27 protein-coding genes are annotated in these 26806 nt (G+C 70.5%); 18 read left to right on the top strand and 9 right to left on the bottom strand.

Annotated features, from left to right (window positions below; all coding sequences use genetic code 11):
* Positions 1–13 precede the first annotated feature (13 nt).
* A complete protein-coding gene (locus tag HUO13_RS37000) occupies positions 14–586 on the bottom strand; it encodes a PadR family transcriptional regulator (protein WP_211899452.1) in 573 nt (190 codons plus the stop codon).
* A 179-nt stretch (positions 587–765) separates the two neighbouring features.
* On the opposite strand from HUO13_RS37000, the gene HUO13_RS36995 reads away from it, so the two are divergent.
* From HUO13_RS36995 to HUO13_RS36985, 3 genes are all read left to right on the top strand, one after another.
* Entirely contained in the window at positions 766–1170 is a 405-nt protein-coding gene (locus tag HUO13_RS36995) for a DUF5318 domain-containing protein (protein ID WP_029621532.1), read from the top strand.
* A gap of 103 nt (positions 1171–1273) precedes the next feature.
* Positions 1274–4639, top strand: a complete 3366-nt coding sequence (locus HUO13_RS38235; RefSeq protein WP_211899451.1) for a transglycosylase domain-containing protein — start codon at positions 1274–1276, stop codon at positions 4637–4639.
* A gap of 104 nt (positions 4640–4743) precedes the next feature.
* A complete protein-coding gene (locus HUO13_RS36985) occupies positions 4744–6366 on the top strand; it encodes a glycosyltransferase family 87 protein (RefSeq protein WP_211899450.1) in 1623 nt (540 codons plus the stop codon).
* Here the strand turns inward: HUO13_RS36985 and HUO13_RS36980 are convergent.
* Together HUO13_RS36980 and HUO13_RS36975 are read right to left on the bottom strand one after the other, a co-directional pair.
* Positions 6302–7663, bottom strand: a complete 1362-nt coding sequence (locus HUO13_RS36980; RefSeq protein ID WP_249124346.1) for a glycosyltransferase family 87 protein — start codon at positions 7661–7663, stop codon at positions 6302–6304. The two genes, HUO13_RS36985 and HUO13_RS36980, sit on opposite strands and share 65 nt — an antisense overlap.
* Positions 7664–7751: 88 nt before the next feature.
* Positions 7752–8522: a deoxyribonuclease IV gene (locus HUO13_RS36975; protein WP_211899449.1), complete on the bottom strand. Its 771-nt coding sequence runs from the start codon at positions 8520–8522 to the stop codon at positions 7752–7754.
* 131 nt (positions 8523–8653) lie between these two features.
* On the opposite strand from HUO13_RS36975, the gene HUO13_RS36970 reads away from it, so the two are divergent.
* From HUO13_RS36970 to dnaB, 6 genes are all read left to right on the top strand, one after another.
* Positions 8654–9613, top strand: a complete 960-nt coding sequence (locus tag HUO13_RS36970) for a hypothetical protein (RefSeq protein WP_211899448.1) — start codon at positions 8654–8656, stop codon at positions 9611–9613.
* A gap of 164 nt (positions 9614–9777) precedes the next feature.
* Positions 9778–10137 carry a 30S ribosomal protein S6 gene (rpsF, locus tag HUO13_RS36965; protein ID WP_211899447.1) on the top strand — a complete coding sequence of 120 codons (360 nt, stop codon included), beginning with the start codon at positions 9778–9780 and terminating at the stop codon, positions 10135–10137.
* Between the two features lie 55 nt (positions 10138–10192).
* A complete protein-coding gene (locus tag HUO13_RS36960; RefSeq protein ID WP_211899446.1) occupies positions 10193–10672 on the top strand; it encodes a single-stranded DNA-binding protein in 480 nt (159 codons plus the stop codon).
* Positions 10673–10722: 50 nt separating this feature from the next.
* Positions 10723–10962, top strand: coding sequence for a 30S ribosomal protein S18 (gene rpsR / locus HUO13_RS36955; protein WP_009948341.1), 240 nt, complete (start codon positions 10723–10725; stop codon positions 10960–10962).
* Between the two features lie 20 nt (positions 10963–10982).
* Complete coding sequence (gene rplI, locus HUO13_RS36950) at positions 10983–11435, top strand: 50S ribosomal protein L9 (RefSeq protein WP_211899445.1); 453 nt, start codon at positions 10983–10985, stop codon at positions 11433–11435.
* A 618-nt stretch (positions 11436–12053) separates the two neighbouring features.
* Entirely contained in the window at positions 12054–14948 is a 2895-nt protein-coding gene (gene dnaB / locus HUO13_RS36945; protein ID WP_432757873.1) for a replicative DNA helicase, read from the top strand.
* Between the two features lie 22 nt (positions 14949–14970).
* Here the strand turns inward: dnaB and map are convergent, their stop codons facing one another.
* On the bottom strand, positions 14971–15765 hold the full coding sequence (gene map, locus HUO13_RS36940) for a type I methionyl aminopeptidase (protein ID WP_211899443.1): 795 nt from the start codon (positions 15763–15765) through the stop codon (positions 14971–14973).
* A gap of 77 nt (positions 15766–15842) precedes the next feature.
* Between map and HUO13_RS36935 the strand changes: the two genes are divergently transcribed.
* Positions 15843–16109, top strand: coding sequence for a helix-turn-helix transcriptional regulator (locus tag HUO13_RS36935; protein WP_211899442.1), 267 nt, complete (start codon positions 15843–15845; stop codon positions 16107–16109).
* A gap of 80 nt (positions 16110–16189) precedes the next feature.
* On the opposite strand, the gene HUO13_RS36930 is transcribed toward HUO13_RS36935, so the two are convergent.
* Entirely contained in the window at positions 16190–16600 is a 411-nt protein-coding gene (locus HUO13_RS36930) for a RidA family protein (RefSeq protein ID WP_211899441.1), read from the bottom strand.
* An 83-nt stretch (positions 16601–16683) separates the two neighbouring features.
* Between HUO13_RS36930 and HUO13_RS36925 the strand changes: the two genes are divergently transcribed.
* Positions 16684–17082, top strand: coding sequence for a winged helix-turn-helix transcriptional regulator (locus tag HUO13_RS36925; protein WP_211899440.1), 399 nt, complete (start codon positions 16684–16686; stop codon positions 17080–17082).
* A gap of 25 nt (positions 17083–17107) precedes the next feature.
* Here the strand turns inward: HUO13_RS36925 and HUO13_RS36920 are convergent, their stop codons facing one another.
* Both HUO13_RS36920 and HUO13_RS36915 read right to left on the bottom strand, forming a co-directional pair.
* A complete protein-coding gene (locus HUO13_RS36920; RefSeq protein ID WP_211899439.1) occupies positions 17108–18358 on the bottom strand; it encodes a GNAT family N-acetyltransferase in 1251 nt (416 codons plus the stop codon).
* An 82-nt stretch (positions 18359–18440) separates the two neighbouring features.
* A complete protein-coding gene (locus tag HUO13_RS36915; protein ID WP_211899438.1) occupies positions 18441–18878 on the bottom strand; it encodes an XRE family transcriptional regulator in 438 nt (145 codons plus the stop codon).
* A gap of 66 nt (positions 18879–18944) precedes the next feature.
* On the opposite strand from HUO13_RS36915, the gene HUO13_RS36910 reads away from it, so the two are divergent.
* From HUO13_RS36910 to HUO13_RS36900, 3 genes are read left to right on the top strand one after another with little or no spacing between them, the layout of a single operon-like run.
* Complete coding sequence (locus HUO13_RS36910) at positions 18945–19148, top strand: hypothetical protein (protein ID WP_211899437.1); 204 nt, start codon at positions 18945–18947, stop codon at positions 19146–19148.
* 18 nt (positions 19149–19166) lie between these two features.
* Positions 19167–19769 carry a class I SAM-dependent methyltransferase gene (locus tag HUO13_RS36905; RefSeq protein WP_211899436.1) on the top strand — a complete coding sequence of 201 codons (603 nt, stop codon included), beginning with the start codon at positions 19167–19169 and terminating at the stop codon, positions 19767–19769.
* Positions 19770–19788: 19 nt separating this feature from the next.
* Entirely contained in the window at positions 19789–19956 is a 168-nt protein-coding gene (locus HUO13_RS36900; protein ID WP_211899435.1) for a hypothetical protein, read from the top strand.
* A gap of 18 nt (positions 19957–19974) precedes the next feature.
* Here HUO13_RS36900 and HUO13_RS36895 read toward each other — a convergent pair whose 3' ends face one another.
* The gene (locus HUO13_RS36895; protein ID WP_211903411.1) at positions 19975–20916 is read right to left on the bottom strand and encodes an NADP-dependent oxidoreductase; all 942 of its coding nucleotides are present in this window, start codon (positions 20914–20916) and stop codon (positions 19975–19977) included.
* Positions 20917–20999: 83 nt separating this feature from the next.
* Here HUO13_RS36895 and HUO13_RS36890 point away from each other — a divergent pair, with 83 nt between their 5' ends.
* From HUO13_RS36890 to HUO13_RS36880, 3 genes are all read left to right on the top strand, one after another.
* A complete protein-coding gene (locus HUO13_RS36890; protein ID WP_211899434.1) occupies positions 21000–21938 on the top strand; it encodes a GlxA family transcriptional regulator in 939 nt (312 codons plus the stop codon).
* Between the two features lie 53 nt (positions 21939–21991).
* Positions 21992–22936: a helix-turn-helix transcriptional regulator gene (locus HUO13_RS36885; RefSeq protein WP_211899433.1), complete on the top strand. Its 945-nt coding sequence runs from the start codon at positions 21992–21994 to the stop codon at positions 22934–22936.
* A 175-nt stretch (positions 22937–23111) separates the two neighbouring features.
* Positions 23112–24224, top strand: a complete 1113-nt coding sequence (locus tag HUO13_RS36880; RefSeq protein WP_211899432.1) for a N5-glutamine methyltransferase family protein — start codon at positions 23112–23114, stop codon at positions 24222–24224.
* A 34-nt stretch (positions 24225–24258) separates the two neighbouring features.
* Here the strand turns inward: HUO13_RS36880 and clpX are convergent, their stop codons facing one another.
* Complete coding sequence (gene clpX, locus HUO13_RS36875) at positions 24259–25557, bottom strand: ATP-dependent Clp protease ATP-binding subunit ClpX (RefSeq protein ID WP_211899431.1); 1299 nt, start codon at positions 25555–25557, stop codon at positions 24259–24261.
* 163 nt (positions 25558–25720) lie between these two features.
* On the opposite strand from clpX, the gene HUO13_RS36870 reads away from it, so the two are divergent.
* Positions 25721–26806, top strand: coding sequence for a TetR/AcrR family transcriptional regulator (locus HUO13_RS36870; protein ID WP_211899430.1), 1086 nt, complete (start codon positions 25721–25723; stop codon positions 26804–26806).

Below are 26806 nucleotides of genomic sequence, written 5' to 3'. Positions count from 1 at the left end.
CCCTCCTTCTTGGTCATCTGTCGTGTCCTCGCGATTCCCGCCGGCCTCCCACTGGCCCGCCGGCGTCCGAGCCCGCCCGTTCGTGCTCGATGATCTCGTTGAGCCAGCGAACCTCGTGCTCGCTGTGTTCCAGGCCGAGCTCGTGCAGCGCGGTGGCGTAGTGGTCCAGCCCACCACCGGTCAGCACCGAGCGCAGCCCCTCCCGGCGCTCCTCCACCCGCCGCCTGCGCGCCTCCAGGATCCGCATCCTGACCTCGGCAGGCGTCCGCGAGAAGAACGCCACGTGCACCCCGAAGGCGTCGTCGTCGCAGGCCTGCGGACCGCAGTCCCCGACCAGGTCGGCGAACCGCTGTCCACCCGCGGCGGTGAGCCGGTACACCCTCCTGGCGCGCCTTCCCAGGCCGTTGCCCGGCCCGGACGCCTCCTCCTCGATCAGCCCGGCCCGCAGCAGCCTGCGCAACGTCGGGTACAACGTTCCGCAGGAGAAGGCGCGGAACGCTCCGAGCAGGCTGTTCAGCCGCTTCCGCAACTCGTAACCGTGCATCGGGGCGTCATGCAGCAGACCCAGCACGGCCAGCTCGAGCATGCGCACCTCCTCATGGCCGGACGATCGGCTCGCCAACGGGGCATCATATCGCGCCGATATATCGGGTGACTAATTCGGCGGTCGGGATGTGCTGTTCCCGACACACCTGGTCAGCGCGGTCGCGGTGGCTGCCCTGAACGGCGCATGGAGCGTTCGCCTCCGGCACGTACCCTGTGGTCGTGCGGACCCAACGGCAGGTGGTGGATTACGCGTTGCAGCGCAGGTCGCTGCTCGCGCAGGTCCACTCTGGCCGGGTCGGGGTGATGGAGGTCTGCGACGCCGGCCCGTACCTGCTGCGTGCCGCGAAGTTCCATGGTGAGCCCAGCGACGTGACCTGCCCGGTGTGCCGCAAGGAGCCGCTGACGTTGGTCTCGTGGGTCTTCGGCGACGAGCTCAAGCACGCTTCGGGGTCGGCGCGGGCCCCGGAGGAACTCGCCCGGATGGCGACCATGTTCGAAGAGTTCAACGTCTATGTCGTAGAGGTATGCCGCACATGTAGCTGGAACCACCTGGTGCAGTCGTACGTCCTGGGGACGGGCGGGTTGAACAACCGCCGGTCCCGGCGCAAGACTGCGGCAGAGTGAACGGGCCGTGTCCCCCGGCGCGGCCATCCGCACCCGGTGCGGCGGACCCCCGACGTGAACGCATCGCCCGGCGTCCCATGACGCCTGTCCTGGAGGCCAACTCGTGAACGACGAGCGTGACGACCGCGACCGCGGCCGCCACTCGCGGCAGCCCAACGACGGTCGAGACTTCGGCAGACCCGACGACCGAAGCGCGCCACCGGCTCCGCAACGCCCGGGACCGCCGCAGCGGCCCGGCGACCAGGCTCGCCCGCCGCAGGGTCCGCCGCAACCGCCGCGCGGGCAGGGGCGTCCCGGCGGACCGCCGGGCGCGCCCCCGGGCAGGCCGCCTGCCGGAGGGCCGCAGTGGCCTGGCGAGCCGCCCGCGGGTGGCCGCGGCGGCCCGGACCAGGGCACCCGGCAGCAGCGTCCGGCGCCGCCGCCCGGCGGTCCGGCCTGGCCGGAGGCGGAGCCCCCGCAGGAGCGGACCGGTGCCTGGGCGCCGTCGTTCGACGACGATGACGACCCCTCCTCGCTCGGTGACCGCCTGAGCGGCCGCGACCAGGGCGCGGGCCGCGGTGGCGGCAGCGGCGGCGGGGGCAATCTCGACCTGCCGACCACGTACTCGCAGCAGCCTCCGCCTCCTCCGGCGGCGGGCCGCCAGGGGCCGCCGCCACCTCCGCCCGGCGGGCAGCGCCCCGGCCAGCGGCCTCCGGCCGGCGGCCCGCAGGGCCCGGGTGGTCCCCAGGGCCCCGGCGCGCAGCAGGGTCCCGGCGGCCCGGGTCCGGAGGGGCAGGGCCCCGCGGGTCAGGGCACGCGGCGTGTACCGCCGCCACCCGGACGTCCGCCCCAGGCCCCGCCCGGCGAGCAGCCGACCGAGAACATCCCGCAGCATCCGGGCAACCGCGGTGACGCGACCCGGCGTGGTGGCGCCGCAGCGGCGGGCGCCGCGGGCGCTGCTGCCCTGGGAGCGGCGGCCGCGGGCGCCGGTGCGGCGGGAGCCGCGGGTAGCGGCGCGGCCGGTGCTGCGGGAAGCGGTGCCGCCGGTGCGGCCGGTGCAGCGGGGCAGGCGGCCGGAGGGTCGGCGCCGGAGCCCAAGCTGCTCACGCACCAGGAGTCCAGCGGCGGCTACAACTACTACGCCGACGATGTCCCCCCCGGCGACGACGTCTACGACTACGACGACCCGTACACCGCGGACGCGCACGACGACGGCTACGACGACTACCGGGACGGCGACCATGCCGACGAGGACCCCGACGGCGACTTCGACGACCCGGACGACGAGCTGATGGCCAGGAAGGCGCGCAAGCGCAAGATATGGCGGCGCATCCGGCGGTCCTGCTACGTCGCGGCCGCACTGATGATCCTGGTGCCGACTGCCGTCTTCGCCTACGGCTACTTCGCCTGGCCGGTGCCGAACCCGGAGGCGACCGCCGCGAAGACGGACCAGACGATCACGCTGAACTACGCCAACGGCGAGGTCATGACGCGGTACACGCCGAACGACGGCAAGCCGCGCAAGATGATCCGTGACCTGCGCCAAGAGGTCTCCGAGCCGATGCGCAACGCGACGCTCGCGGCCGAGGACGCCACGTTCTACCAGAACCCCGGCTTCGACATCATGGGAATCGCGCGCTCGGCCTACTTCATGGTGAGCGGCGGCGGTGTCGGCGGCGGTTCCACGCTGACCCAGCAGTACATCAAGCTGGACCAGGACCTCACCAGCAAGGAGTCGCCGTACGTCCGCAAGGTGAAGGAGGTCGTGCTCGCCCTGAAGATGACCAGGGAGCGGCCCAAGGACGAGATCCTGATGGCCTACCTCAACACGGCCTACTACGGCCGCGGCGCCTACGGCATCGACTCGGCCGCCAACGCCTACTTCGGCAAGTCACCGAAGGATCTCAACGCCGCCGAGTCCGCGGTTCTGGCGGGCATGGTGCAGCGCCCGACCGAGAACGACCCGCGCTACGACCCGGTGCAGGGCCAGGAGCGCTGGGAGTACGTGATCGGCCAGATGGTGAAGAACAACTTCGTCAGCAAGGCCGAGCGCGCCGGCATGACGCTTCCGATGACGCTGGAGCGCGACGAGTGGCGCAGCACCGGTTCGATGTCGCCCAACCAGCGCCACGTCCTCAAGCAGGCGCTGGCTGAGCTGGACAAGGCGGGCTACAACGAGAGCACGCTGTCCCGCGGGGCGTTCACGATCAACACGACCATAGATCCGGCCGCCCAGAAGGCCGCCGAGGACGCCGTCGCCGAGGGCACCAAGGGCCAGCGTCCCGAGCTGAAGCCCGCGCTGGTCGCGGTGGACCCCAAGACCGGCGCCATCAAGGCGTACCACGGCGGCACCGAGGCAGGCGGCTTCGACTACGCCGACGCGATGCAGGAGCCGGGCTCGTCGTTCAAGCCGTTCGTCGTGACGGCCGGCCTCGAGCAGGGCAAGGGCATCGGCGAGGTCTACGACGGCTCGTCACCGCGGACGATCCTCGGCACCCCGTTCGCCAACGCCCGCGGCATCAAGTGCGACGTCCCGACGTCGTGCGGTGTGCGCGAGGCCATGACCAAGTCGGTCAACACGGTGTTCGTCGACATGGCGGCCAAGTTCGGCACGCCTGAGGTCGCCAAGGCGGCCCAGCAGGCGGGGATCCCCGACAAGTACAACGGCAAGCCGAGCCTGCGCAGCTCCAACGGCGGTGTCGACGCCGGTATCGCGCTGGGCATGTACCCGGTGCGGACCATAGACATGGCCAGCGCCTACGGCACGTTCGCCAACGACGGCATGCGGGTCAAGCCTCGGTTCGTGCAGAGCATCACCAGCTCCTCGGGCGCAATCGAGCTGCACCAGGACTGGAAGCCCGAGTCGGCGTTCTCCGACGACGAGGACGAGAGCAAGAACATCGCGGCCAACGTCACCGAGACGCTGCTCAACGTGGCCAAGGAAGCCGACCTCGGGCTGAAGGGCAACCGCCCGGTCGCGTCCAAGACCGGCACCCACCAGTACCTGGACACCGAGAACAACTCGAAGGCGTGGATGGTCGGCTACACGCCGCAGATCTCCGCGGCGGTGTCGCTCGGCGCCAACGACGCCGAGCACCCGGTCCTGCCGATCAAGGAACCCAGCGGCAAGGCGATCTACGGCTCCGGTGTGCCCGGCGACATCTGGCAGCTGTTCATGAACGCCTACCTCGAGGGCAAGCCGGTGGAGAAGTTCGACAAGGCCGTCCCGATCGGCCAGTACGACACCCTGCCGCCACCGCCGCCGCCGACCTCGGCCCCGCCGACGACCTCGGCGCCGCCCACGACCTCGGCCCCGCCGACGTCGGAGACCAGCGGTTCGGAGGAGCCGTCGGAGACCCAGACCTCCGGCGAGCGGCCGTGCTCCCCGTGGTTCGGCTGCGACGACGAGGAGAACGGCGGAGGCGACCCCAACAACGGCGGACCGGGCAACGCGGTACCGCCGACGCGGGGCCGCGAGGGCGGCGGCTGACCCCGCGCGACCGGCGCGGCTGAGCAGGACGACCCCTGGGCCGAGGTGGCGTGATCCACCCGCCCAGGGGTCGTCGGCGTTCCAACGCCGTAGCATCCCGGGGCGTGTCCACCTCGCCCGAGAACGCCCGCACCGAGACGTCCGAGCCCGTGAGCGCGGCTGTGGACGGCGACTCGCTCGGTCCGGCGGACCGGGTGGCCCCGACCTGGACCGAGTCGGTCGCCATGCGCCTGAGCAGGCCGTTCGGCGGGCCGCTCGGCAGGCACGCCCAGGTCGGCAGGCAGTGGTTCTGGACACCGCTGCGGGTGGTGCTGCTGCTCGCGACGCTCACCCTCGCCGCGGGCTTCCTGTTCAAGGCGCCGTGCCTGCAGACCTACGACACCAAGAACGGCCCGCAGCTCGACTGGCGCAACAGCCGCCAGTACACGGCGATGTGCTACACCGACATCATCCCGCGCTACGGCATGGGCGACCTCGCGCCGGACGGCGTCTTCCCGTACAAGACGGCATGGCTGGAGAAGACGGGCACCCCGCAGGAGAAGGTCCGGTACATGGAGTACCCGGTGCTCACCGGGCTGTTCCAGTGGGTCAACGCCAAGATCGCCGACGGCTGGTCGACGCTGGCGAGCATGGGCTGGCTGCCGGCCATGATGATCACCGTCCTGTACTTCAACGTCAGCGTCTTCTGGCTGACCGCGGCGTGGCTGACGACGGTGTGGGCCCTGGTCGCGCTGTGCCGCAGACGGGTGTGGGACGCCGCGCTGGCCGCGGTCAGCCCGCTGGCGTTCGTGCACGTCTTCACCAACTTCGACGCCCTGGCGACCGCGTTCGGCACCGCCGGGCTGCTGGCGTGGTCGCGGCGCAGACCGGTGCTGGCGGGCGTGCTGATCGGTCTGGGCGGGGCGGCGAAGCTCTACCCGCTGTTCTTCCTCGGCCCGCTGCTGGTGCTGTGCCTGCGTTCCGGGCGGCTGCGCGAAGGGATGCGCACGCTGCTCGCGGCCGCGGTGAGCTGGCTGGCGGTGAACCTGCCGATCCTGCTGCTCTACCCGGCCGGATGGCGGGAGTTCTTCCACCTCAACGCCGAACGCCCGGCCGACCCGGACTCCCTCTACAACGCGGTGTCCTACTTCACCGGCTGGCCCGGCTTCGACGGGCCGCTGGCTTCCGGCCAGACGCCGGTCGTGCTCAACCTCGTCAGCGGGGCGCTGTTCGTGCTGGCCTGCGCCGGCATCGCCTGGCTGGCGCTGGCCGCCCCGGTGCGCCCGCGGCTCGCGCAGCTCTGCTTCCTGGTGGTCGCGGTGTTCCTGCTGACCAACAAGGTGTGGAGCCCGCAGTACTCGCTGTGGCTGGTGCCGCTGGCGGTGCTGGCGATCCCGCGCTGGCGGCTGATGCTGTCGTGGATGCTCCTCGACGCGCTGGTGTGGGCGCCGCGCATGTACTACTACCTCGGCACCGGCAACAAGGGCCTGCCCGAGGGCTGGTTCCTCGGCGCGGTGGTCCTGCGGGACGCGGTGGTCGTCGCCCTGTGCGTGCTCGTCGTCCGCGAGGTCCTCGACCCCGCCCGCGACCGCGTCCGCACCGCGCTGGCGTTGCGCGGAGGCCGCACCGCGTCCGTCGTCGACGATCCGTGCGGCGGGTTCCTTGACGGCGCGCGGGACCGCTTCACCCTGCCCGGCCTGCGCCACCGCGACGGCGCCGACCGGGTCCCGGCAGGGCAACCGTCCTAGCCGCCAGGCCGTCCACGGCCGCCGGACCTCGGCGCTCGTCGTCGTCGACCGGGCTGCGCGCCGCCAGGAACGCCGCGAACAGCCCGACCAGCAGCGCGGCGCGGCCCCAGATGCCGATCATCAGCGCCTGCGCGGTGAAGCCGTCGTGGATACCGCTGGGCTCGCCCTCCATGGCCAGGTACAGCCAGCGGAAGATGCTGATCCCCATCGCCGCGTCCGCCAGCAGGTAAGCCGCGATCCACTCCCACCGCACCGACACCAGCACGAAGAACGGCAGCAGCCACAGCGTGTACTGCGGCGAGTGCACCTTGTGCAGCAACAGGAACCCGCAGAGCATCGCCGCCGACACCTGGATCCACGGATATCGGCCGGTGCGGACGTATCCGCGCCAGCCGAGCCAGCACGCCAGCGCGAACGACAGCAGCATCAGCACGGGCGAGACCACACCCATGACCGCCTGGAACTCGTCGCTGCCGGTGTAGGCGCGAAAGCCCCAGTACCAGATCGAGTTCGTGCTGAGGTCGATCTGGCGGTCGGACTGGAACTGGAACGACGCCAGCCAGCCCCGGAACCCGGCCAGCGCGAACGGCAGGTTCGCGGCGACGACGGTGGCCGCCGCGACCCCCACGACCTGCAACGCGCCCTTGACGTCGAACCGCCTGGAACCGCTGGTGAGCACGTGCAGCGCCAATGGGAGCACGAACAGCCCCGGATAGATCTTGAACGCGAACCCCGCCCCCAGCAGCACGGCGCCGAGCATCGCCCGCCTGCGCAACGGCACCGACGTCCACCGGTGCACCACGAACACCGCCGCCACCGAACAGGCCACCGCGGGCAGGTCCCAGTTGTGGAACGCGTAGAGCACCAGCGGCGGGCCCAGCGCCCACAGCAGCGCCCGCCAGCCGCTCAACCGGCCCAGCCACCACGCGACTGCCAGCCCGAAGGGCGCCATGAGCAGCGCGGACGCCGCCAGGAACCCGGCGTCGGTATCCACGAGCAGCGCCCCGAGCCAGATCACCAGGCCCGACAGCACCGGGTACTCGACGACACCGCCGTAGAGCGAACCGTCCTCGTCGATCCCGCCGTGGACGTAGGGGAAGGTGTGCCGGTCGATGTCCCGCCCGATCCAGAGGTTCTGGATGTCGGAGTAGCAGACCTCGCCGTAGGAGCGCTCCTGGTAGGCGGGCCCGGACCGGCCCCACTCGTTGAACTCCGGCCCCGTGCAGCGCTCCTTGTTGGCGTACCCGAGGAACATGGTCGCGGCCGTGAGCAGGCACAACGCGACCAGGCCCGCCATCGTCAGCCGTCGACCGGCACCCGCAGTGCTGATGGCGACCTCCTGGGTGTGTCCGGTGCGGGGCCTCCGCGCGGTGCGGCGCGAGGCGTCACGACGGGCAGCGCTCGCGCAGGTACGCGATGTCGTCGGCCTGGCCCTCGCCCGGCGTCTCCACGACGACCGGGGCTCCGGCGCTGGAGCAGACCGCCACCAGCAGCTCCGGGTCGATCTTCCCGGCGCCGATGTTGGCGTGGCGGTCCCGCGACGAGCCGAAGCCGTCCCTGGAGTCGTTGAGGTGCACCAGGTCGATCCGGCCGGTGATCGCCTTGACCCGGTCGACGATGTCGAGCAGCTCCTCGCCCGCGGCGTGCGCGTGGCAGGTGTCCAGGCAGAACCCCGCGCCGAACTCGCCGACCGCGTCCCACAGCCGGGCCAGCGCGTCGAACTGGCGGGCCATCGCGTTGGCCCCGCCCGCGGTGTTCTCGATCAGCACCGGCACCTCGAAGCCGCCCTCGTCGGCCTGGCGCTCGAACATCTTGCGCCAGTTGGCCACGCCCTCGGCCGGGTCGTCGTCCTTGGTCACGTGCCCGCCGTGCACCACCAGGCCCTGCGCGCCGACCGTCGCCGCGGCCTTCGCCTGCTGGGTGACCAGCTTGCGGGACGGGATGCGGATCCGGTTGTTCAGCGACGCCACGTTGATCACGTACGGGGAGTGGATGAACACCGTCAGGTCGCTCTCGCGCAGCTGGTCGGCCTGCGGGTGCGGTTTCGGGGCCTTCCAGCCCTGGGGGTCGGACAGGAAGAACTGAACGACCTCGGCGCCGCGCTCGGCGGCGGCGGACAGCGGATCGTCGTCGCGGACGTGGGCACCGATGCGCATGGCTCCAGCTTAGATCGTGGGATTTCCGCCGAATTCGGCCCTGACGCATCACCTCGAGGCTGTTGCGCAGTTGATCCCTCTGAGAAGGTGAACGATGTTCGTGCGCCGGGAGTTGCAGGGGAGGTCTCGCCATGGGTGACGGATCGGCACCGGACGCGCGGGTGCGCGATGAGGGGGTCAACCCGCTGGTGCGGCGGGCGAGGCGCGGCGTCGCCGCCGGGCTGGTCGGGCTGGCGATCACCGCGAGCACGTTCCTCGGCGCGGGCAGCGCCGCCGCCGACACGCTGGTCGTCGACCGCTCGCTGGCGATCGTCGACGCCGTTGTCGGCCAGCCGATCGCGCTGTCGCCGTCGGCGATGGACTTCAAGGTCCGCGAGGCGGTGCTGCTGGCGATGCCGCTGAACTTCAGCGCTGCCGCCGACGCCACCGAGCGCTTCCGGGCGCTGCCGCCGATCCCGCTCGGCACCGCCGAGGAGGGCCGCAACTTCTACTCCGGTGGGGACATCGCCCGTGCCGCCAAGCCCCGCATCGCCCAGCTCGGCCTGCCCGAGGACAAGGTCGATGCGGTGACCTGGCACTTCGGCAACCTGGTGAGCATCGGCAACGCGGTCACCGTCAACGCGGAGGCCCCAGAGGAACCGCCTCCACCGCCGCCGCCCGCGCCCGCCCCGGATCCGCAGCCGGCGCCGCCTCCGCCGCAGCCCGCGCCGCCCGAGACGCCGACCAGCGACGATGTGCAGGCCCCTCCTCCCGGCGCGCCGCTGCCGCCCGAGGCATACGCCACGCAGGGTGCCGCCGCGCCTTACCGGGCGGTGCCCGGCAACTACTCCTACGTGCCCGGCTCGCTGCCGCCGTGGGCGCGATACGGCCAGGTGCCCGGCTTCACACCCGACGTCGGCACCCTCACCAAGCCGTGGGCCGAGCAGCAGCAGAAGCAGCGCGAGCAGGAGCAGGTCCGCGCCGTCGGCAACGCCGAGGCCCTGCCCGCCACCGGCGGCGACCGCGTGGCCCTGCCGGTGCTGCTGGCGGCCGTCTCGATCGCCGGGCTGACCGCCGCGCTCGTGCGCACGTGGGTCCTGCGGAGGCAGTGACCAGGCTCCGCCGGTACGGCCTCGGACCGGGCGTGACCTGCGGCGTGAGGCCCCCGGTGAGGTCCGCCGGGCGCGCTTGCTACCTTTGAACGGTTCGTCGACGCGACGACCCTCCTGCCACGGAAAGCCCGTGGCCGTGAGTCCACAGGAGGTGAGTGGTCTTCATGCGTCATTACGAGCTCATGGTCATCCTCGACCCGAGCCTGGACGAGCGCACTGTCGCTCCGTCACTGGAAAACTTCCTCAACGTCATCCGCAACGACGGTGGCAGCGTCGAGAAGGTCGACGTCTGGGGCCGCCGCCGGCTCGCCTACGAGATCGACAAGCAGGCCGAGGGCATCTACGTGGTCCTCGACCTCAACAGCGAGCCGGCCTCCGTCAAGGAGCTGGACCGCCAGCTGAACCTCAACGAGACGGTGCTGCGGACCAAGGTCCTGCGCCGGGTTGTCGAGCCGCGCAAGGCGGCCCGCGTGGCCCGCGCCGCGGCCAAGGCGGCCAAGCCCCGCACCGAGGCGCCCGCCTGACCGGCGGACAGCGCAGCAGGCGAACCCGCATCTAGGAGACTGGAGTCCCCAGGCGATGGCTGGTGAAACGGTAATCACGGTGGTCGGCAACCTGACCGCCGACCCGGAACTGCGCTTCACCCCGTCCGGCGCCGCGGTGGCGAACTTCACGGTCGCCTCCACGCCCCGGACGTTCGACCGCCAGAGCGGCGAGTGGAAGGACGGCGAGGCGCTGTTCCTGCGCTGCAACATCTGGCGGCAGGCGGCGGAGAACGTCGCGGAGTCGCTCACCCGCGGCATGCGGGTGGTCGTGCAGGGCCGGCTGCGCCAGCGTTCCTTCGAGACGAAGGAAGGCGAGAAGCGCACCGTCGTCGAGCTGGAGGTCGACGAGATCGGCCCCTCGCTGCGCTACGCGACCGCGAAGGTCAACAAGGTCAGCCGCAGCGGTGGCGGGTTCGGCGGCCCCAGTGGGGGCGCCCCGCCCGCGGACGACCCGTGGGGTTCGGCCCCGCCTGCCGGTTCCGGCGGCGGGTTCAGCGACGAGCCGCCGTTCTAACGGCGCCACCCCGCACCAAAGACAGAAGTTTTCGCTCAGGAGGAAGACCGATGGCCAAGGCGCCCGTGCGCAAGCCGAAGAAGAAGGTCTGCGTGTTCTGCAAGGACAAGGCCGCGCAGAGCATCGACTACAAGGACACGACGCTGCTGCGGAAGTACATCTCCGACCGCGGCAAGATCCGTGCCCGTCGCGTGACCGGCAACTGCAGCCAGCACCAGCGCGACGTCGCCATCGCGGTGAAGAACGCCCGCGAGATGGCGCTGCTGCCCTACACCTCGACCGCTCGCTGATCGCTGGAAGGAGACACGTCGTGAAGATCATCCTCACCGCTGACGTGACCGGCCTCGGCGAGTCCGGCGACATCGTCGAGGTCAAGGACGGCTACGCCCGCAACCTGCTCCTGCCCCGCGGCCTGGCGATCGTGGCCACCAAGGGCGCGCAGAAGCAGGTCGAGACGATCCGCCGCACCCAGGAGGCCAAGCGGGTCCGCAACCTGGAGCACGCCCAGGAGCTCAAGCAGCAGCTGCAGGGCCTGGGCCTGGTCAACCTGACCGCCAAGGTCTCCAAGCAGGGCAAGCTGTTCGGTTCGATCACCGCCGCCGACATCGTCTCCGCGGTGCGCAAGGCCGGTGGCCCGAACATCGACAAGCGCTCGGTCGACACCCGCGGGCACATCAAGTCCCTGGGCAAGCACGCCGTCGACGTGCGACTGCACCCCGACGTCAAGGCGTCGGTCAGCGTTCAGATCTCCGCCGCGAGCTGAACGGACGCCGCCGGCAACCGCTGGCGGCGATCGAGCGGATGATGCCGGTCCCTCGGGCTCCGACCGGACCGGCATCCCGTGGCTTTTCGCGGATGGCGCCCCCGTTCTGGTCCTTCTTGATCCATCCGGGGGCGTCGTCACCCTGATGACGTAGTCGTGGTCACTCCCGACCTGGTAGACGAATCGCGTTCCGACACGCCGAAGAACCAACTCGCCCGCGACACGCCGAGAGTTTTCCCCGGATTTCTTCCACAGCTTGCACACAGCCGATGAGCTGGGGGTTCTGGTCGATCTTGACCGGTTGTCCCCAGGTTGTCCCCAGCGGTGCGGCGGCCTGGGGGACAGTTGTCCCCAGGCTTCCACAAGCTGTCCACAGGTTGTCCCGGGGTTTGTCCACAGCTCGGCTTGCCTGCTCCAAGCGGGCGATCTAGCTTCTCCGCGCGTGTGGTGACGCAACTGCGAGTGATCTTGAGCGCTCGCGCGCCAGACTGCGTCCGACGGCTGCACGGGTCGGCATGGGCGTCGTGCCCGGGCACATGACCTGTCGTGCGCACAGGTCGCCTCATCGCGTCGCGCCCGGCGCGGTGGTCCTCGAGGAGGTGTCAGGTACCGGTGACGTTGGCCGACGAACGAGGAGCCGAACCTTCCCCCGGCGGCGGCGGATCCGCGAACTACGACGGGTCGTTCGAACGGCAGCCCCCGCAGGACATCGCCGCCGAGCAGTCCGTCCTCGGCGGCATGATGCTGAGCAAGGACGCCATCGCCGACGTCGTGGAAGTGCTGCGGCCCAACGACTTCTACCGCCCGGCCCACCAGGCCATCTACGACTGCGTCCTCGACCTGTACGGGCGCGGTGAGCCCGCCGACGCGATCACCGTGTCCGCCGAGCTCGACCGCAGGCAGGAACTGCTGCGCGTCGGCGGCGCCCCGTACATGCACACCCTCATCGCGACGGTGCCGACCGCCGCGAACGCCGGCTACTACGCCGAGATCGTCGCCGAGAAGGCGCTGCTGCGGCGGCTGGTCGAGGCAGGCACGCGCATCGTGCAGCTCGGCTACCACGGCTCGGAGGGCTCACCGATCGAGGAGGTCGTCGACCGCGCGCAGGCCGCGATCTACGACGTCACCGAGCGCAGGACCAGCGAGGACTACGCCGCCCTCGAGGACCTCCTGCAGCCCACGATGGACGAGATCGACGCCATCGCCTCCCGCGGCGGCGAGTCCCTGGGCATCCCGACCGGCTTCAGCGACCTCGACGCAGTCACCAACGGCCTGCACCCCGGACAGATGATCATCGTCGCGGCCAGGCCCGGTGTCGGCAAGGCTTTGGCATTGGACACGCCGCTGCCTACGCCATACGGCTGGACGACGATGGGCGGGGTCCAGGTCGGTGACGAGTTGCTGGGTTCAGACGGGACCCCCACCACCGTTGTCGCCGCTACCGAGGTCATGGACGACCGACCGTGCTATGAAGTCGAGTTCTCCGATGGCTCTGTGATCGTCGCCGACGCCGAACACCAGTGGAAGGTCACCACCCGAGCCCGCCGCCGCCAGATCACCGAGAACAAGACGTCCCTGTACTGGGAGCAATCGGCCATCGCGCGAGTCCAGGCCGTCTATGAGCAATCCTTGGCCGAGCAGGACCAGCTCATCAGCTCCAGGGAAGCCCTTGCGCTGATTGGCGAGGAGTTCCGGAACACGCTCCACCGCATCGTTACCAAGGTGTGGCGCGGAACCAAGGAGCTTCGCCCCTTCTCTGGCCAGATGCGTAGTGGAACCGTTCCCACCCCGGTGTTCTCCAGGCAGGAGTTCCTGGGCGAGCTGTACGACTGGATCACTCGCCCGATGAACGCCTCCACCAAGGCGACGCACAGCGAGATCGCCACGACCAAGGACATCTTCGATCAACTGCGATGCTCGGACGGCCGGCTGAACTTCGCCGTGCCCACCACTGCTCCCCTGTCGCTGCCGGACAGTGAAGTGCTCGTTCCGCCCTACACGCTGGGCGCCTGGCTCGGTGACGGTCACTCGCGGGGTGCTCGGATCACGACAGAAGACCCGCAGATCCTCGTCAACATCGAAGATGAAGGGCTCATCGTCAAGCAGCAGGGAGAGACCGTCACCTACGGGCTCAGCCTCCCGGAAGTGCCGGGCACGCGGGAGTGCATTGTCTGCGGTGCGACCTTCCACCCGAGTTACCGGAGCGTGCGGGCTTGCTCCTACGCGTGCGCCGGGAAGGGGCGCTCTCTGGGGGTTCAGCCGGAACCGTTGACGTGCATCGATTGCGACAACCCGCGGAGGGGTTCGGGTGCGCGATGCAACGAGTGCCACGCCCACCACGGAACGGCCGTTGGCGCCCTGCGTTCGCTGGGCGTGCTGGGGAACAAGCACATCCCGGCTGAATACCTCCGGGCTTCTGAGCGACAGCGCCGGGCTTTGCTGGCTGGACTGCTGGATACGGACGGCACCGTAGGGGCCGGGGGATCAGTTCAGTTCGGGGTCGTGGATGAGCGGCTCGCACGGGACGTGCAAGAGCTCATCGCCAGCTTGGGCTACCGGTGTTCGTTGAGCACCAAGCAGGTGAAGGGGCGAACCGAGGATTCGTCGACCTTCTACCAACTGACCTTCACGACCGAGGACGAGGTGTTCCGACTCGAGCGCAAGAACTTGCTGCACAAGCAGCGGAGGAACGCGACGAACACGCGGCGCTCCGAGTCTCGTTACATCACGGATGTGCGGCCAGTCCCGAGTGTGCCGGTCAGGTGCGTGCAGGTAGACGCGCACGACCACCTTTACCTCGCGAGCCGGTCGATGATCCCGACGCACAACTCCACCCTCGGGCTGGACTTCGCCCGGTCGGTGTCGATCAAGCACGGCATGGCCAGCGTCATCTTCTCCCTGGAGATGGGCAAGACCGAGATCGTGATGCGCATGCTCTCCGCCGAGGCCCGCATCCGGCTCGGCGACATGCGCGGCGGCCGGATGACCGACGACGACTGGACGCGGCTGGCGCGGCGGATGAGCGAGATCAGCGAGGCGCCGCTGTTCGTCGACGACTCACCGAACCTGACCATGATGGAGATCCGCGCGAAGGCCCGAAGGCTCAAGCAGCGCAACGACATCCAGCTCGTCGTGGTCGACTACATGCAGCTGATGACCTCGGGCAAGCGCGTCGAGTCGCGTCAGCAGGAGGTCTCGGAGTTCTCCCGGAACCTCAAGCTGCTGGCCAAGGAGCTTGAGGTTCCGGTGGTGGCGATCTCGCAGCTCAACCGAGGTCCCGAACAGCGCACGGACAAGAGGCCGCAGCTGTCGGACCTGCGCGAGTCGGGTTCGCTGGAGCAGGATGCCGACATGGTCATCCTCATCCACCGCCCCGACGCCTTCGAACGCGACGACCCGCGCATGGGCGAGGCGGACCTGATCCTGGCCAAGCACCGCGCCGGCCCGACCTCCACCATCACCGTGGCCCACCAGCTGCACTACAGCCGTTTCGTGGACATGGCCCAGGAATAGCGGCGCAGTTGTAGGGGTGCCGTTATGCCGAGGTCGAGTCCGCGTGATGTGGCACGCGTTGGGTGAGCACCTGGGGGCCGTCTTCTGTGATCGCGACCGTGTGCTCGGAGTGGGCGGTGCGCGAGCCATCGGCCGAGCGGATGGTCCAGCCATCGGGGTCGAAGACGATCCGGTCGGTGGTGCGGGCGAACCAGGGTTCGAGTGCCAGGGTCATGCCCGCTCGGAGCTTGAGGCCGCGGCCCGCGCGGCCCTTGTTGGGGACATGGGGGTCCTCGTGCATGGTCCGTCCGAGCCCGTGGCCGCCGAACTCGGTGTTGATCGGGTAGCCATAGCCGGTGGCGACCGCCCCGATCGCCGCTGAGACATCGCCCAGCCGGTTGCCTGGTCTCGCGGCCTCGATGCCGGCACTGAGCGCTTCCTCGGTCGCGCGGAGGAGTCGCAGGTCGTCGTCGGCTGGGGTGCCCACGATGATGGTTCGGGCGGAGTCGGCGACCCAGCCGTCGATCCCGACCGCGAGGTCCATGGTGAGGACGTCGCCGTCGCGCAGCGCGTAGTCGTGGGGCAGTCCGTGCAGCACCGCGTCGTTGACCGACAGGCAGATGACGTTGCGGAACGGGCCTTTGCCGAATGACGGGGCGTAGTCCCAGTAGCAGGATTGCGCCCCGCGTTGGCGGATCAGGCTGCGCGCGTGGTGTTCCAGGTCGAGGAGGTTGACGCCCACGTCGGCGAGTTCGCCGAGCTCGGACAGGATCTGGGCGACGAACTGCCCAGTGGTGCGCATCCGCTCGATCTCTGCGGGCGACTTCAACTCGATCACGGGTAACCTCACTACGTCGGTATTTTAATACCAACGTAGCGCTCGCGGTATTAAAATACCAGTCGTACTCTGGTGCCGTGGTTCGCAATCCGCTCACGCCCGAACAGATCGAGGCCGGCAGGCGTCTGGGGATACTGCTGCGTGAAGCGCGAGCAAACCGGGATCTCGGCGACGTGGCGCACGCGGCCGGCATGTCGCCGGAGACGTTGCGCAAGATCGAGACCGGCCGGCTCCCGACCCCCGCGTTCGGCACGATCGCCTGCCTCAGCGAGGTACTCGACCTGCCGATACAAGACCTGGCCGCCGCGTGGCGCAATGGCGCGCGGCTTGAAGTGGCGTCGTGACGACTGCCCCAGGCCAGGTGGGACCCTGCGAACGCCGCAGGGTCCCGGCATCCTCGGTCCGTGATGCGACGGCCTGAATCTCAGTCGAGCACGGCGAACGCCTCGACCTCGACGAGCACGTCGGGCTCGAAAAGGTAGTCGACGCCGATCGCCGACACGGGTGGCAACGGCCGCGGTATCCCGAGCTCGTCCGCGACGCGCTCGATGCCCGCGATGAAGTCGTCGTACTTGTCCGGGCTCCAGTGCGTGACGAAGAACCGGAGGCGTACGACGTCGCCGAAGCTCGCTCCGGCCCCGGCCAGGCCGCGTGCCGTGTTGCGCAGCGCGTGCGCGACCTGCCCGGCGAGGTCGCCTGTCGCGACGGGATTGCCCTCGGCGTCGCGCGCGATCTGGCCGGCCACGTGCACCTGGCGAGTACCCGTGTTGATCGAGACGTGGTGATACGGAACGGGAGCGAACATGCCTTCCGGGGTCAGCAGCTGCACGGCCATGAGGTGGGTGTCCCCTTCGCTCTCGGAGTAGGTATCCGATGTCTACCTGGTATTACAAGGGAACTTCAACGAGACTAGGTGTCATGCCGGAAACCGCCCCACCGCATTCGGAAAGCCCTCAGCTCACCGAGCAACACCGCGAGCTGCTCGACCAGGTCCTCGACAAGTGGTCACTGCAGGTCCTCGACGCACTGTGCGAGGGGCCGTTGCGCTTCAACGGGCTCCGTCGGGCAATCCCGGTCGTGACGCAGAAGTCGCTCACGGCCGCGCTTCGGCGCCTGGAGCGCAACGGGATGGTCGAGCGCATCGTCACGAACACGCGTCCCGTCGCCGTCGAGTACCGCATCACGCCGCTCGGAAGGTCTTTGCAGGACCTCATCGACGCACTCCTGCACTGGACCACCGTCACGTTGCCGGACGTCGAACTCGCCCGAGCGCGCTTCGACGCCCAGGCCCGAGCCGAAGAACAGCCATCACTGTGAGGCTGCGGGCAGTGGCGGCGTGAGATCAGTAGAGGGGAAAGGCCCAGCCGCCTGGGTAGAACGGTTCTCGGACGCCGCGGAAGGCGGCTGATGCCTGAGCCAGCGCGCCCGGCCGCAGTTCCCGGACCAGGCCCGCGGCTGCGAGCGACGTCAGCGTCGTGCCGCCCAGGAATGCCGCGCCCAGCTCGGCCACGCCGAGCTGCAGGTCAGCGGACGCCTTGGTGCGCTCGCAACTGACGGCGTCGCCGTCCGCTCGTAGGTGGTGGCGACCGGCGTTCCACGGGCAGAAGGCGTCGTCGACGTCCAGCACGATGTCGAGTGGAGCCGAGTACCGGCGTGCCGGCAGCGCGCGGTCGACGTCGGCCAGCCGCACCCAAAGCCGGTCGACCGCGGACGAGCGCACCGAGCGCGGGTCCGTCAGCATGTGCGGCAACGGCTCGTCCACGGCGCCCTCGTACTCGATCCACCGCACCAGGTCGATTCCGGCGAGGAAACGCCACAGCGCGGCGTAGGCGGAACGCGAGACCGCTGCCAGCTCGTCGACCAGCACCGCGCTGGTGTCGTTGCCCAGAGCGTCCAGTCCGCCCTTGTGTCGGTAGCAGACATAGCCGGTGGCCTGACCGTCCGGCTCCCGGTGCAGGGCGAATCGCTGCAAGGTCGCGCCGCCGCGCGCGTGTGGCTCGTCGGAGAGACGAACGTTCCAATGACAGTCGGCTCGGTCCGGCCAACCGACCGAGGCTGCCCCGACCTCGTCGTAGATCTTCTCGATCAAGGGTCGTGCCTGAGCACGATCGACGAGCCGGACGGACCCGTCGCCGAAGTCCGTTCCGGGGCGGAAGGACATGGAGCGCTTCTCGCACCGGATTCGGTTCCCCCGGGTGGCGGGGCCGTAGCCGTATCGGCCGTAGATCGCGGCTTCGGACGGACGTAGCACGGCAATCGGTTCGCGCCCCTGCTCGTGCAGGTCGGCGAGCTGCCGACGCATCATCGCGGTGAGGATTCCACGACGCCGATGCGTCGGCGCGACGCCGACCGAAGCGACACCCGCGACGGGCACGTGTGCGCCGGGGACGGTCAGGGTCCGGGGGTAGAGGGAAACGCCTCCAACGGGGACCTCCTGGTCGAAAGCGGCGATGGTGCGACTCAGATCGGTGGCGGCGCGCTGGTTGGCGATCTCCTCGCCGGAGCGGTCCATGCCGTAGGTGTCGGCGATCATCCGAGCCCAGGCTTCGAACTCGTCGTCGGTGATGGGACGAAGCGGGTGATGATCGACCATCCGCCCTGTGTAGTACGCACCGAACGCCGATGCGAGCGATTTTGCCCTCGCGGATGCCCCGGCCATGAAGCCGATGCGTCGGTCAGGCTCGTCGGTGGCGGGCTCTGATGTGGAAGCGTTCGCCCTGCGGGCCGAGGATGCTCAGGTACTCGACCGGCCGGGTGTCGGCGTTGCCGAACCAGTGCGGGAGGTGGGTGTCGAACTCGGCCACCTCACCGGCGGTGAGCACGAGGTCCTGATCGCCGAGAACCAGGCGCAGCCGCCCGTTGAGGGCGTAAAGCCAGTGGTAACCCTCGTGCGAGCGGGGATCGGGTTCGGCGTCGGTGGGTCCGGCCGGGAGGATCTGCTTGAACGCCTGCAACCCGCCGGGTTTGCGGTGCCCGGACTCCAGCCGCGAAAGCGTGCTGACCGGAATGCCGGTGGTCTCCGACAGGGCGGTCAGGGTCGCTCCGCGGCGGCGGCGCAGCGCACGGAGTCGCGGGCCGACGGCGCTGAGCACGGCGTCGAACTCGTCGCTCATGCCTCCACCGTGCCCGCGTTTTGCAATTTCAGCAAAGAACTTTGCCGGGCCGCCACCGGCGGGGGCATGTTGTTGCCGGAGGCGGTCGCGATGGCCCAGGAGGCCCGGAACAGCAGATATGGCGCGGTGATCGTCGGCGCCGACCTCATCGCCGAGGACACCCGCCGCGCAGTTCGGGCCCGGCGCGATCTTTTCTCTCCGGAATCGGAAGCGCGCATCTGCGCACAGGTCGTCGGCGAACGGCGGCACGGCGTGCTCGACAACCACTGACCAGCGAGGCGAGGAAAAATGGACGCACAGTTCTGGGACGACCTGTATCGCGGCCGCGACCAGCTCTTCAGCGGCAACCCCAACGGAGTGCTCGTCACCGAGATCGCGGGCACAACACCGGGACAGGCACTCGACGTGGGCTGCGGTGAAGGCGCCGACGCGCTATGGCTGGCCCGCCGCGGCTGGCAGGTCACCGCGGTCGACGTCTCCCGCGTCGCCCTGCAACGCGCTGCCGCGGCCGGCGCGGACGTCACCGGGCGTGTGGCGTGGACGCATGGCGACCTGACCACCACGCCGCCCCCGACCGGCGCGTTCGACCTGGTCTCCGTCCAGTACTTCCCGCTCCGGCACCAACCGGACCACACCGCGCTCCGCGGCCTGCTGGCCTCGGTCGCCCCCGGCGGCACCCTGATCTTCGCTAGCCACGACCCCGCCGACGTGCCCCCGGACAACGAGCACGGCTTCGACCCCGGCGACTACTACCAGCCCGACGAGATCGTCAAGATCCTCGACTACGGCTGGAGCGTGCTGGTCAACGAAACCCGTCCACGAACCGCCTCGGCACCCGCGGGCACGCAGCACACCAACGACGTCGTCCTGCGAGCACGTCGCCTGCGGTAAACGCTCCTGCGATGTGTGGATGATCGAGTACCAGGCGACGGTGCCGCCGGCCACCGTTGGCCAGCTCCAGCTCGGTCATCGACCCCGCGTCGAACCGCAGGTCTGGGTGCAGCCGCCGTGCGTTCTCGACGTCTTCGGCGACAGGTCCACGCCGAAGACGTCGAGCGAGTTCAGGCCGCCCTGGTGATGCTCACGGGCGACAACGCTATTCGTCGTCGCGGACCACGAGTACCAGTTTCCCGGTCGTGCGGCCGGTTTCTCCCGCCTCGTGCGCCTTGCGGATCTCCGGCATGGTGAACGTCGCCTCGACCCTCGGGCGCAGCGCGCCCTGCTCGACCAGGTCGGCGATCGCGTTCATACCGGCGTGGTCGGCCTCGACGAGCAGCAGTTCCGCGCGGACCCCGAGCCGTTCCGCTTCGGCGTCCAGTTCCTCCTTCCCGTACGGAAGGATGGACACCAGCAGGCCGCCGGGACGCAGGGTGCGCAGCGACCGGGTGCGGGTGTCGCCCGCGATGGTGTCGAGCACGACGTCGACGTCCCGGACGACGTCGGCGAAGTCGACTTCGCGGTAGTCGACCAGCTCGTCGGCGCCGAGGGCGCGCAGGAACTCGTGCTTACCCTCGCTGGCCGTGCCGATGACGTAGGCCCCGCGGGCCTTGGCGATCTGCACCGCCATGTGCCCGACACCGCCCGCGGCGGCGTGGACGAGGACCCGCTGCCCGGGCTGCACCTGCGCGGTGTCGACGAGGGCCTGCCAGGCGGTCAGCGCCGCGAGCGGCACCGCCGCCGCCTGCACGTGGTCGAGCTGCGAGGGCTTGCGCGTGAACGCGCGAGCCGGCCCGGTGACGTACTCGGCGTGGGAGCCGACGCCGTGCGGGTAGGGCAGCATGCCGAACACCTCGTCGCCCGGCTTGAACAGCGTGACCCCGGTGCCGGTCTCCTCGACCACGCCGGAGACGTCCCAGCCGAGGACGAACGGCGGCGGCCCGAGGAACAGCTTGTGGCCGCGGTGCTTCCAGTCGGTCGGGTTCAGGCCCGCCGCGTGCACCCGCACCAGCACCTCGCTGGGCCCCGGTTCGGGCCGCGGGAGCTCCACTTCCTTCAGGACCTCGGGACCGCCGAGGGTGTCCTGGCTGATCGCCCGCATCGTTGTGCTCATGGCCCCAGACTGCCCGGCTACCGGTAGGTGCGAAAACTGGCAGGAAGGTCATTGATCGATAGGATCGTGCCATGCATCGCGTCGTCGTCCTCGCACTGGAGGGCGTGTACCCGTTCGAGCTCGGCATCCCCAAGCGGATCTTCGGGGCCGCCGACGGCCGCTACGAGGTGCTCACCTGCACCGTCGACGGGCGGCCGGTGCGCAGCGACGCGGACTTCGACATCGCGGTCCGGCACGGCCCCGAGGTCCTGAGCACGGCCGGCACCGTCGTGATCCCGCCGTTCGACACGGCGTTGGCCAACGGGGAGCTGAGCGCTGCGCTGGCCGGCGCGCTCGCTCTTGTCCGCCCCGGCACCCGCATCGTCTCGATCTGCACCGGCGCGTTCGTCCTCGCCGCGGCCGGGCTGCTCGACGGCCGTCCGGCGACGACGCACTGGGCGCTGGCCGAGCGCTTCCGGAGCCTGTTCCCGCAGGTAGCGCTCGACCCGGACGTGCTGTTCATCGACGACGGCGACGTGCTGACCTCCGCGGGCGCCGCCTCCGGTGTGGACGTCTGCCTGCACGTCCTGCGCAGCGACCACGGCAGCGAGGTGGCCAACTGGGTCGCGCGGGTCTGCGTGGTGCCGCCGTGGCGTGACGGCGGTCAGGCGCAGTACATCGAGCAACCGGTGCCCGAGCCTTCCGGCACCGGCACGGCGGCGACCCGGCAGTGGGCGCTGGAACACCTGCACTCGCCGCTGGTGCTGGCCGACCTCGCCGCGCACGCGCGGATGAGCATGCGCACGTTCGCCCGCCGCTTCCGCCACGAGGTCGGCGTCAGCCCCGGCCGGTGGCTGATCCAGCAGCGCGTCGCCAAGGCCCGCCACCTGCTCGAGTCCAGCGACCTCGGGATCGACCAGGTCGCCGAGCAGGTCGGCTTCGCCACCGCCACCTCGCTGCGCCAGCACATGCACGCCGCCATCGGAGTCTCGCCGCTGGCCTACCGCCGGACCTTCCGCGCCACCCGGTAGCGCTTGCCGATGTAGGACCGTTCCCGGCCCAGATGCCTGGCATGCTCGTCGGCATGACCGACACGCCCGGACGTCTCCTGAGTCTGCTGTCCCTCCTGCAGACCCCGCGCGAGTGGCCGGGCAGCGAGCTCGCCGAGCGCCTCGGCGTCAGCCCGCGCACGATCCGCCGCGACGTCGACCGGCTGCGCGACCTCGGCTACCCGGTGGAGGCGACGATGGGTGCGGCAGGCGGATACCGCCTGGTCGCGGGGTCGGCGATGCCGCCGCTGCTGCTCGACGACGAGGAGGCGGTGGCCATCGCGGTCGGGCTGCGCACCGCGGCCGGGCAGGCCGTCGCCGGGATCGAGGAGGCGTCCGTGCGGGCGCTGGCCAAGCTGGAGCAGGTGCTGCCGTCGCGGCTGCGCTACCGCGTGAGCGCGTTGAACAAGGCGACGCTGCGGGTGCCGGGGTACGGGCCGACCGTCGAGCCGGGCGGCCTGGCGGTGCTCGCGGCGACGATCGCCAACCGGGAGAAGCTGCGATTCGCCTACCGGACCGGTGACGGCACCGAGAGCAACCGCCTGGTGGAGCCGCACCGCCTGGTGTCCTACGGCCACCGCTGGTACCTGGTCGCCTACGACAACGGCCGCGACGACTGGCGGATCTTCCGCGTCGACCGCGTCGAACGGCCGGTGGCGACCGGCGCCCGGACCGCCCCGCGCGAACTGCCCGCCGACGACGCCGCCACGTACGTTAAGAACAAGCTGCGCAGACTCGCGGAGACCTACCACGCCGTGGTGACGCTGCACGCGCCCGCCGAGCAGCTCGGCGGCTACTTCGGCGACGTGACCGCGATCGACGAGAACTCCTGTCTGCTGCGCAGCAACGCCGACACCCTGGAGTGGCTGGCGTTCCGGCTGACGATGCTCGGCTGCGAGTTCGAGGTGCACGAACCGCCGGAGCTGGTCGAGTACCTGCGCGCGATGGCCGACCGGGTCCACCGGGCCACGGGCGCGTAATTCGGTTTCCACGCGGCTGATCGCGCGACTAAGCTCGCGGCTCATGACTGCTCCGCGCCACGCCTCGGTGGTGTTCTAGCGGCATTCCGCTCCGCTTTCCGCGCGTGCGCACCAAAGCTCACGCGCTGCCCACTCACGCCCGGAAAACCCGGGCGTTCGAGAAGGAACGGACTTGATGAGCAGTCACCACCGCGACGTCCTGCGCTGGAGCGAGGACGGCGAACCACGTTGCGCCCGTTGGGTTTCCGAGAGCGGCGCGGCCGCGCCCCGGCGCGTGGTCGTGGCCGACGACCGCATGCCGGCGTCCACCGCGCACCGCCACGCCCGTGCCGGCACGGCGATCCTCTGGCGAGGGGACTACCACAACGCCCGCAACCTCATGCACGCCTTGCGAAGGCGCGCAGACGCTCGTCGGCCGGAGGACTTTTCCTTCCAGGAGCACCGGAAACGGCAGGCCGTGCGGGCCCGCCTGCTGGGAATGCTGCTGGTGCCGGTCGACGCCGGCCACGTCGTCCCGCTTCGGCGAGCACCGGACGTGCGGGCGGCGTGCCTGGACGTCCACGGCCCGGCGCCGGAACCGTACGTGATGTCGTTGCGGGAGCTCCTCGGCGTCATCGGTGCGCGCGAATGGCGGCGAAAGGGCGTCGAGGTCCCGGCGCTGGGAGCGAGAATCCACCCGCACTACGGGGTGTTCGCGCCGGTGCGCGGCGAGTACGTCGACCTGGTCGCCGCCGCCGCGCTGCCCACCGGCGACGTCGCCTTCGACATCGGCACCGGAACCGGTGTCCTGGCGGCGGTTCTGGCGCACCGCGGTGTGGCTCGGGTCGTCGCGACCGACCAGGACCCGCGCGCGTTGGCGTGCGCGCGGGAGAACATCGCGCGCCTGGGCTTCGCGGACCGCGTCTCGGTCGAAGCAGCCGACCTCTTCCCCGCCGGACGTGCCGCGCTCGTCGTCTGCAACCCGCCGTGGATCCCGGCTGAGCCGACCACGCCGATCGAGAACGCGGTGTACGACCCGGGCAGCCGCATGCTGCGAGGTTTCCTCGCGGGCCTGGCCGGCCACCTGGAACCGGGCGGCGAAGGCTGGCTCGTGCTGTCGGACCTGGCCGAACACCTCGGCCTGCGTTCGCGGGCTCGGTTGTCGGCCTGGATCCGGGAGTCGGGCCTCGAAGTCGCCGGTCGGCTCGAGGTACCCGCCAGGCACCGGAGGGCCGGGGACTCCGGCGATCCGCTGCACGCGGCGCGCTCCGCCGAGGTGACCTCGCTCTGGCGCCTGAGACCTGCCTGACCCGGCAGTCGCGTCCGGGCCGCCAGTACTCGCGTCAGGCCGACTTCTCGTGGCGGCCGCGAACGGGCTGGTGGTCGCGAGGCACCAGCGTCGGGTTGACGTGGTCGAGGACGAACTCGCGGTCCACCACCACCTCGGTCACGTCATCCCGGCTGGGCACCTCGTACATCAGGTCCAGCAGGACCTCCTCCAGGATCGCCCTGGTCGCCCTGGCGCCGGTGCCGCGCAGCATCGCCTGTTCGGCGATCGCCTCCACGGCGTCGTCGGTGAAGCTCAGCTCGACGTCGTCCATCCGGAAAAGCTTCTGGTACTGCTTGACCAGCGCGTTGCGCGGTTCGGTGAGGATGCGGACGAGTGTGTCGCGGTCCAGCGGCTGCAACGTCGAGATGACCGGCACCCGGCCGACGAGCTCCGGGATCAGCCCGAACTTCACCAGGTCGTCGGGCCGGGCGTCGGTCAGGGCGGCCTCGGACTGGCGCTGCTGGCGGCTGCGCACCTCGGCGCCGAAGCCGATGCCGCTGCGTCCGGTGCGCTGCTCGACGATCTTCTCCAGCCCGGCGAACGCGCCGCCGAGGACGAACAGCACGTTGGTGGTGTCGATCTGGATGAATTCCTGGTGCGGGTGCTTGCGCCCGCCCTGCGGCGGCACCGAGACGGTCGTGCCCTCCAGGATCTTCAGCAGGGCCTGCTGCACGCCCTCGCCGGAGACGTCGCGGGTGATCGAGGGGTTGTCGCTCTTGCGGGAGACCTTGTCGACCTCGTCGATGTAGAGGATGCCGGTCTGCGCCCGGGCGATGTCGTAGTCGGCGGCCTGGATCAGCTTGAGCAGGATGTTCTCGACGTCCTCGCCGACGTAGCCCGCCTCGGTCAGCGCCGTCGCGTCGGCGATGGCGAAGGGCACGTCCAGCATCCTGGCCAGGGTCTGGGCCAGGTGCGTCTTGCCGCAGCCGGTGGGGCCGATCAGCAGGATGTTGGACTTGCCGAGCTCGACCGGTTCCTCCTTGGTCGCGTGCCGTCCGCGCCCTGTCGTCTCCGGCTGGATCCGCTTGTAGTGGTTGTAGACCGCGACCGAGAGGGCCTGCTTGGCGGCCTGCTGCCCCACCACGTACTGGTCGAGGAAGGCGTCGATCTCGCGCGGCTTGGGCAGCTCGCGCGGCGCCTCGGCGGCGGCCTGCTGGGCCAGCTCCTCCTCGACGAGCTCGTTGCACAGCTCGACGCACTCGTCGCAGATGTAGACTCCCGCCGGGCCCGCGATGACCTTGCGGACCTGCTGCTGGGTCTTACCGCAGAACGAGCAGCGAACCCGGTCGCCGCGCTCGCCGAAGTGTGCCACTCGGGGATCTCCTCAAGGGGGCCTGGACGGCTCGGACGCGTCGCTAGCATTGCGTCGGCCACGGATTCCTCCGCGATGTTAGCAACATCCCGATGATGCGAACATCCAGATGCGCGGGGTATTCTGCGCCGCGGGGGAGCCGGAGGCCGCGGCGAGGAGAGTGATGGGTCGGCTGACCAGGGCGGAGACGCAGGAGCGAAACCGGGCGAAGGTGCTCGCCGCGGCGCGGGACGAGTTCGCCGAACGCGGTTTCCGCGACGCCAAGGTCGACGACATCGCTGATCGCGCCGAGCTGACGCGGGGTGCGGTCTACTCCAACTTCCCCGGCAAGCGCGCCCTGTACCTGGCCGTGCTGGCCCACCTCGCCGAGACCGAACCGGCGCCGTCGCACCCGGAGCTGGGGCGCACCGCGCGCGAGGCGCTGGGCGCACTGGCCCGCGCCTGGGTGGCGCGGCTGCCTCCGGGCGGGGTCGAGTCGCCCCGCATCGGCGCCGCGCTGGTGCCCGAGATCCTCGCCGACGACCGGATCCGGCAGCCCTTCGCGCAGCTCATGAAGCTCAACGCGCTCCTGGTCGGGCTGGCCCTGGAGCGGCTGCGACCGCTGGACTCACCTGCGGCGGCGCCCCCGCGACGCTCGGTGCGGCTCGCCGAGACGGTGCTCACCACGCTGCACGGCGCCACCCAGATGACGGCCGCGGCACCCGGTTTCGTCGAGCCCTTCGACATCGTCAGCGCCTGCGAGCAGCTCGCCGAGCTCGAACTGGGCGACTGGTGGGCACCACCGCCGGCGCACCCCCCGGTGCGGCGGTCCGACCAGCCGTGGGATCCGCCGTCGGCGACCGACGTGGTGCGCGGCGAGCACGCCTCGCTGGCCGACGACGGCGTGGTGGCGGTGCTCGGGCTGCACCGCGTCGCGGCCGTGGAGGAAGCGGTGCGGGCGGCTCCCGCGGGCACCGAGATCACCGCCGTCCTGGTGACCGGTGACCCGGGTGAGCTCGTCCCGCTGGCGCGGCTGGCCGTCGCCGAGGTGTGCGGTTGCCTGCGCCAGGCCTTCCCGCCGCCGACGTGGCCGGGCGTGCGGGTCGTGTGCGACGAGTCCGGCGATCTCGCGGCGGCGGTCGGCGCCCCGGTCGTCGACGACACGACCGAGACCGCCGTCCACGTCCGGTCCGGCCGGATCACCGCCCGCGCGGACGGCCCCGGCGCTTGCCACGCGGTAGCGCTCGCCGAGACCGCGCAGCCCGCGTAG

It is taken from the genome of Saccharopolyspora erythraea (assembly GCF_018141105.1).
Lineage (GTDB): Bacteria > Actinomycetota > Actinomycetes > Mycobacteriales > Pseudonocardiaceae > Saccharopolyspora_D > Saccharopolyspora_D erythraea_A.
The sequence above is the reverse complement of the archived record's forward strand: the minus strand, read 5'-3'. Positions and strand labels throughout refer to the sequence as shown.

Coding starts and splice junctions, on each gene's coding strand:
- HUO13_RS36900 (WP_211899435.1), top strand. CDS start 19,789: ATGATCGAGTACCAGGCGACGGTGCCGCCGGCCACCGTTGGCCAGCTC.
- rpsF (WP_211899447.1), top strand. CDS start 9,778: ATGCGTCATTACGAGCTCATGGTCATCCTCGACCCGAGCCTGGACGAG.
- HUO13_RS36890 (WP_211899434.1), top strand. CDS start 21,000: ATGCATCGCGTCGTCGTCCTCGCACTGGAGGGCGTGTACCCGTTCGAG.
- HUO13_RS36905 (WP_211899436.1), top strand. CDS start 19,167: ATGGACGCACAGTTCTGGGACGACCTGTATCGCGGCCGCGACCAGCTC.
- HUO13_RS36885 (WP_211899433.1), top strand. CDS start 21,992: ATGACCGACACGCCCGGACGTCTCCTGAGTCTGCTGTCCCTCCTGCAG.
- HUO13_RS36970 (WP_211899448.1), top strand. CDS start 8,654: ATGGGTGACGGATCGGCACCGGACGCGCGGGTGCGCGATGAGGGGGTC.
- HUO13_RS36980 (WP_249124346.1), bottom strand. CDS start 7,663: ATGGCGGGCCTGGTCGCGTTGTGCCTGCTCACGGCCGCGACCATGTTC.
- HUO13_RS36870 (WP_211899430.1), top strand. CDS start 25,721: ATGGGTCGGCTGACCAGGGCGGAGACGCAGGAGCGAAACCGGGCGAAG.
- HUO13_RS36910 (WP_211899437.1), top strand. CDS start 18,945: ATGTTGTTGCCGGAGGCGGTCGCGATGGCCCAGGAGGCCCGGAACAGC.
- HUO13_RS36880 (WP_211899432.1), top strand. CDS start 23,112: ATGAGCAGTCACCACCGCGACGTCCTGCGCTGGAGCGAGGACGGCGAA.
- HUO13_RS36920 (WP_211899439.1), bottom strand. CDS start 18,358: ATGGTCGATCATCACCCGCTTCGTCCCATCACCGACGACGAGTTCGAA.
- HUO13_RS36895 (WP_211903411.1), bottom strand. CDS start 20,916: ATGCGGGCGATCAGCCAGGACACCCTCGGCGGTCCCGAGGTCCTGAAG.
- HUO13_RS36930 (WP_211899441.1), bottom strand. CDS start 16,600: ATGGCCGTGCAGCTGCTGACCCCGGAAGGCATGTTCGCTCCCGTTCCG.
- rpsR (WP_009948341.1), top strand. CDS start 10,723: ATGGCCAAGGCGCCCGTGCGCAAGCCGAAGAAGAAGGTCTGCGTGTTC.
- HUO13_RS36925 (WP_211899440.1), top strand. CDS start 16,684: ATGCCGGAAACCGCCCCACCGCATTCGGAAAGCCCTCAGCTCACCGAG.
- HUO13_RS36975 (WP_211899449.1), bottom strand. CDS start 8,522: ATGCGCATCGGTGCCCACGTCCGCGACGACGATCCGCTGTCCGCCGCC.
- HUO13_RS36960 (WP_211899446.1), top strand. CDS start 10,193: ATGGCTGGTGAAACGGTAATCACGGTGGTCGGCAACCTGACCGCCGAC.
- HUO13_RS36915 (WP_211899438.1), bottom strand. CDS start 18,878: ATGAGCGACGAGTTCGACGCCGTGCTCAGCGCCGTCGGCCCGCGACTC.
- HUO13_RS37000 (WP_211899452.1), bottom strand. CDS start 586: ATGCTCGAGCTGGCCGTGCTGGGTCTGCTGCATGACGCCCCGATGCAC.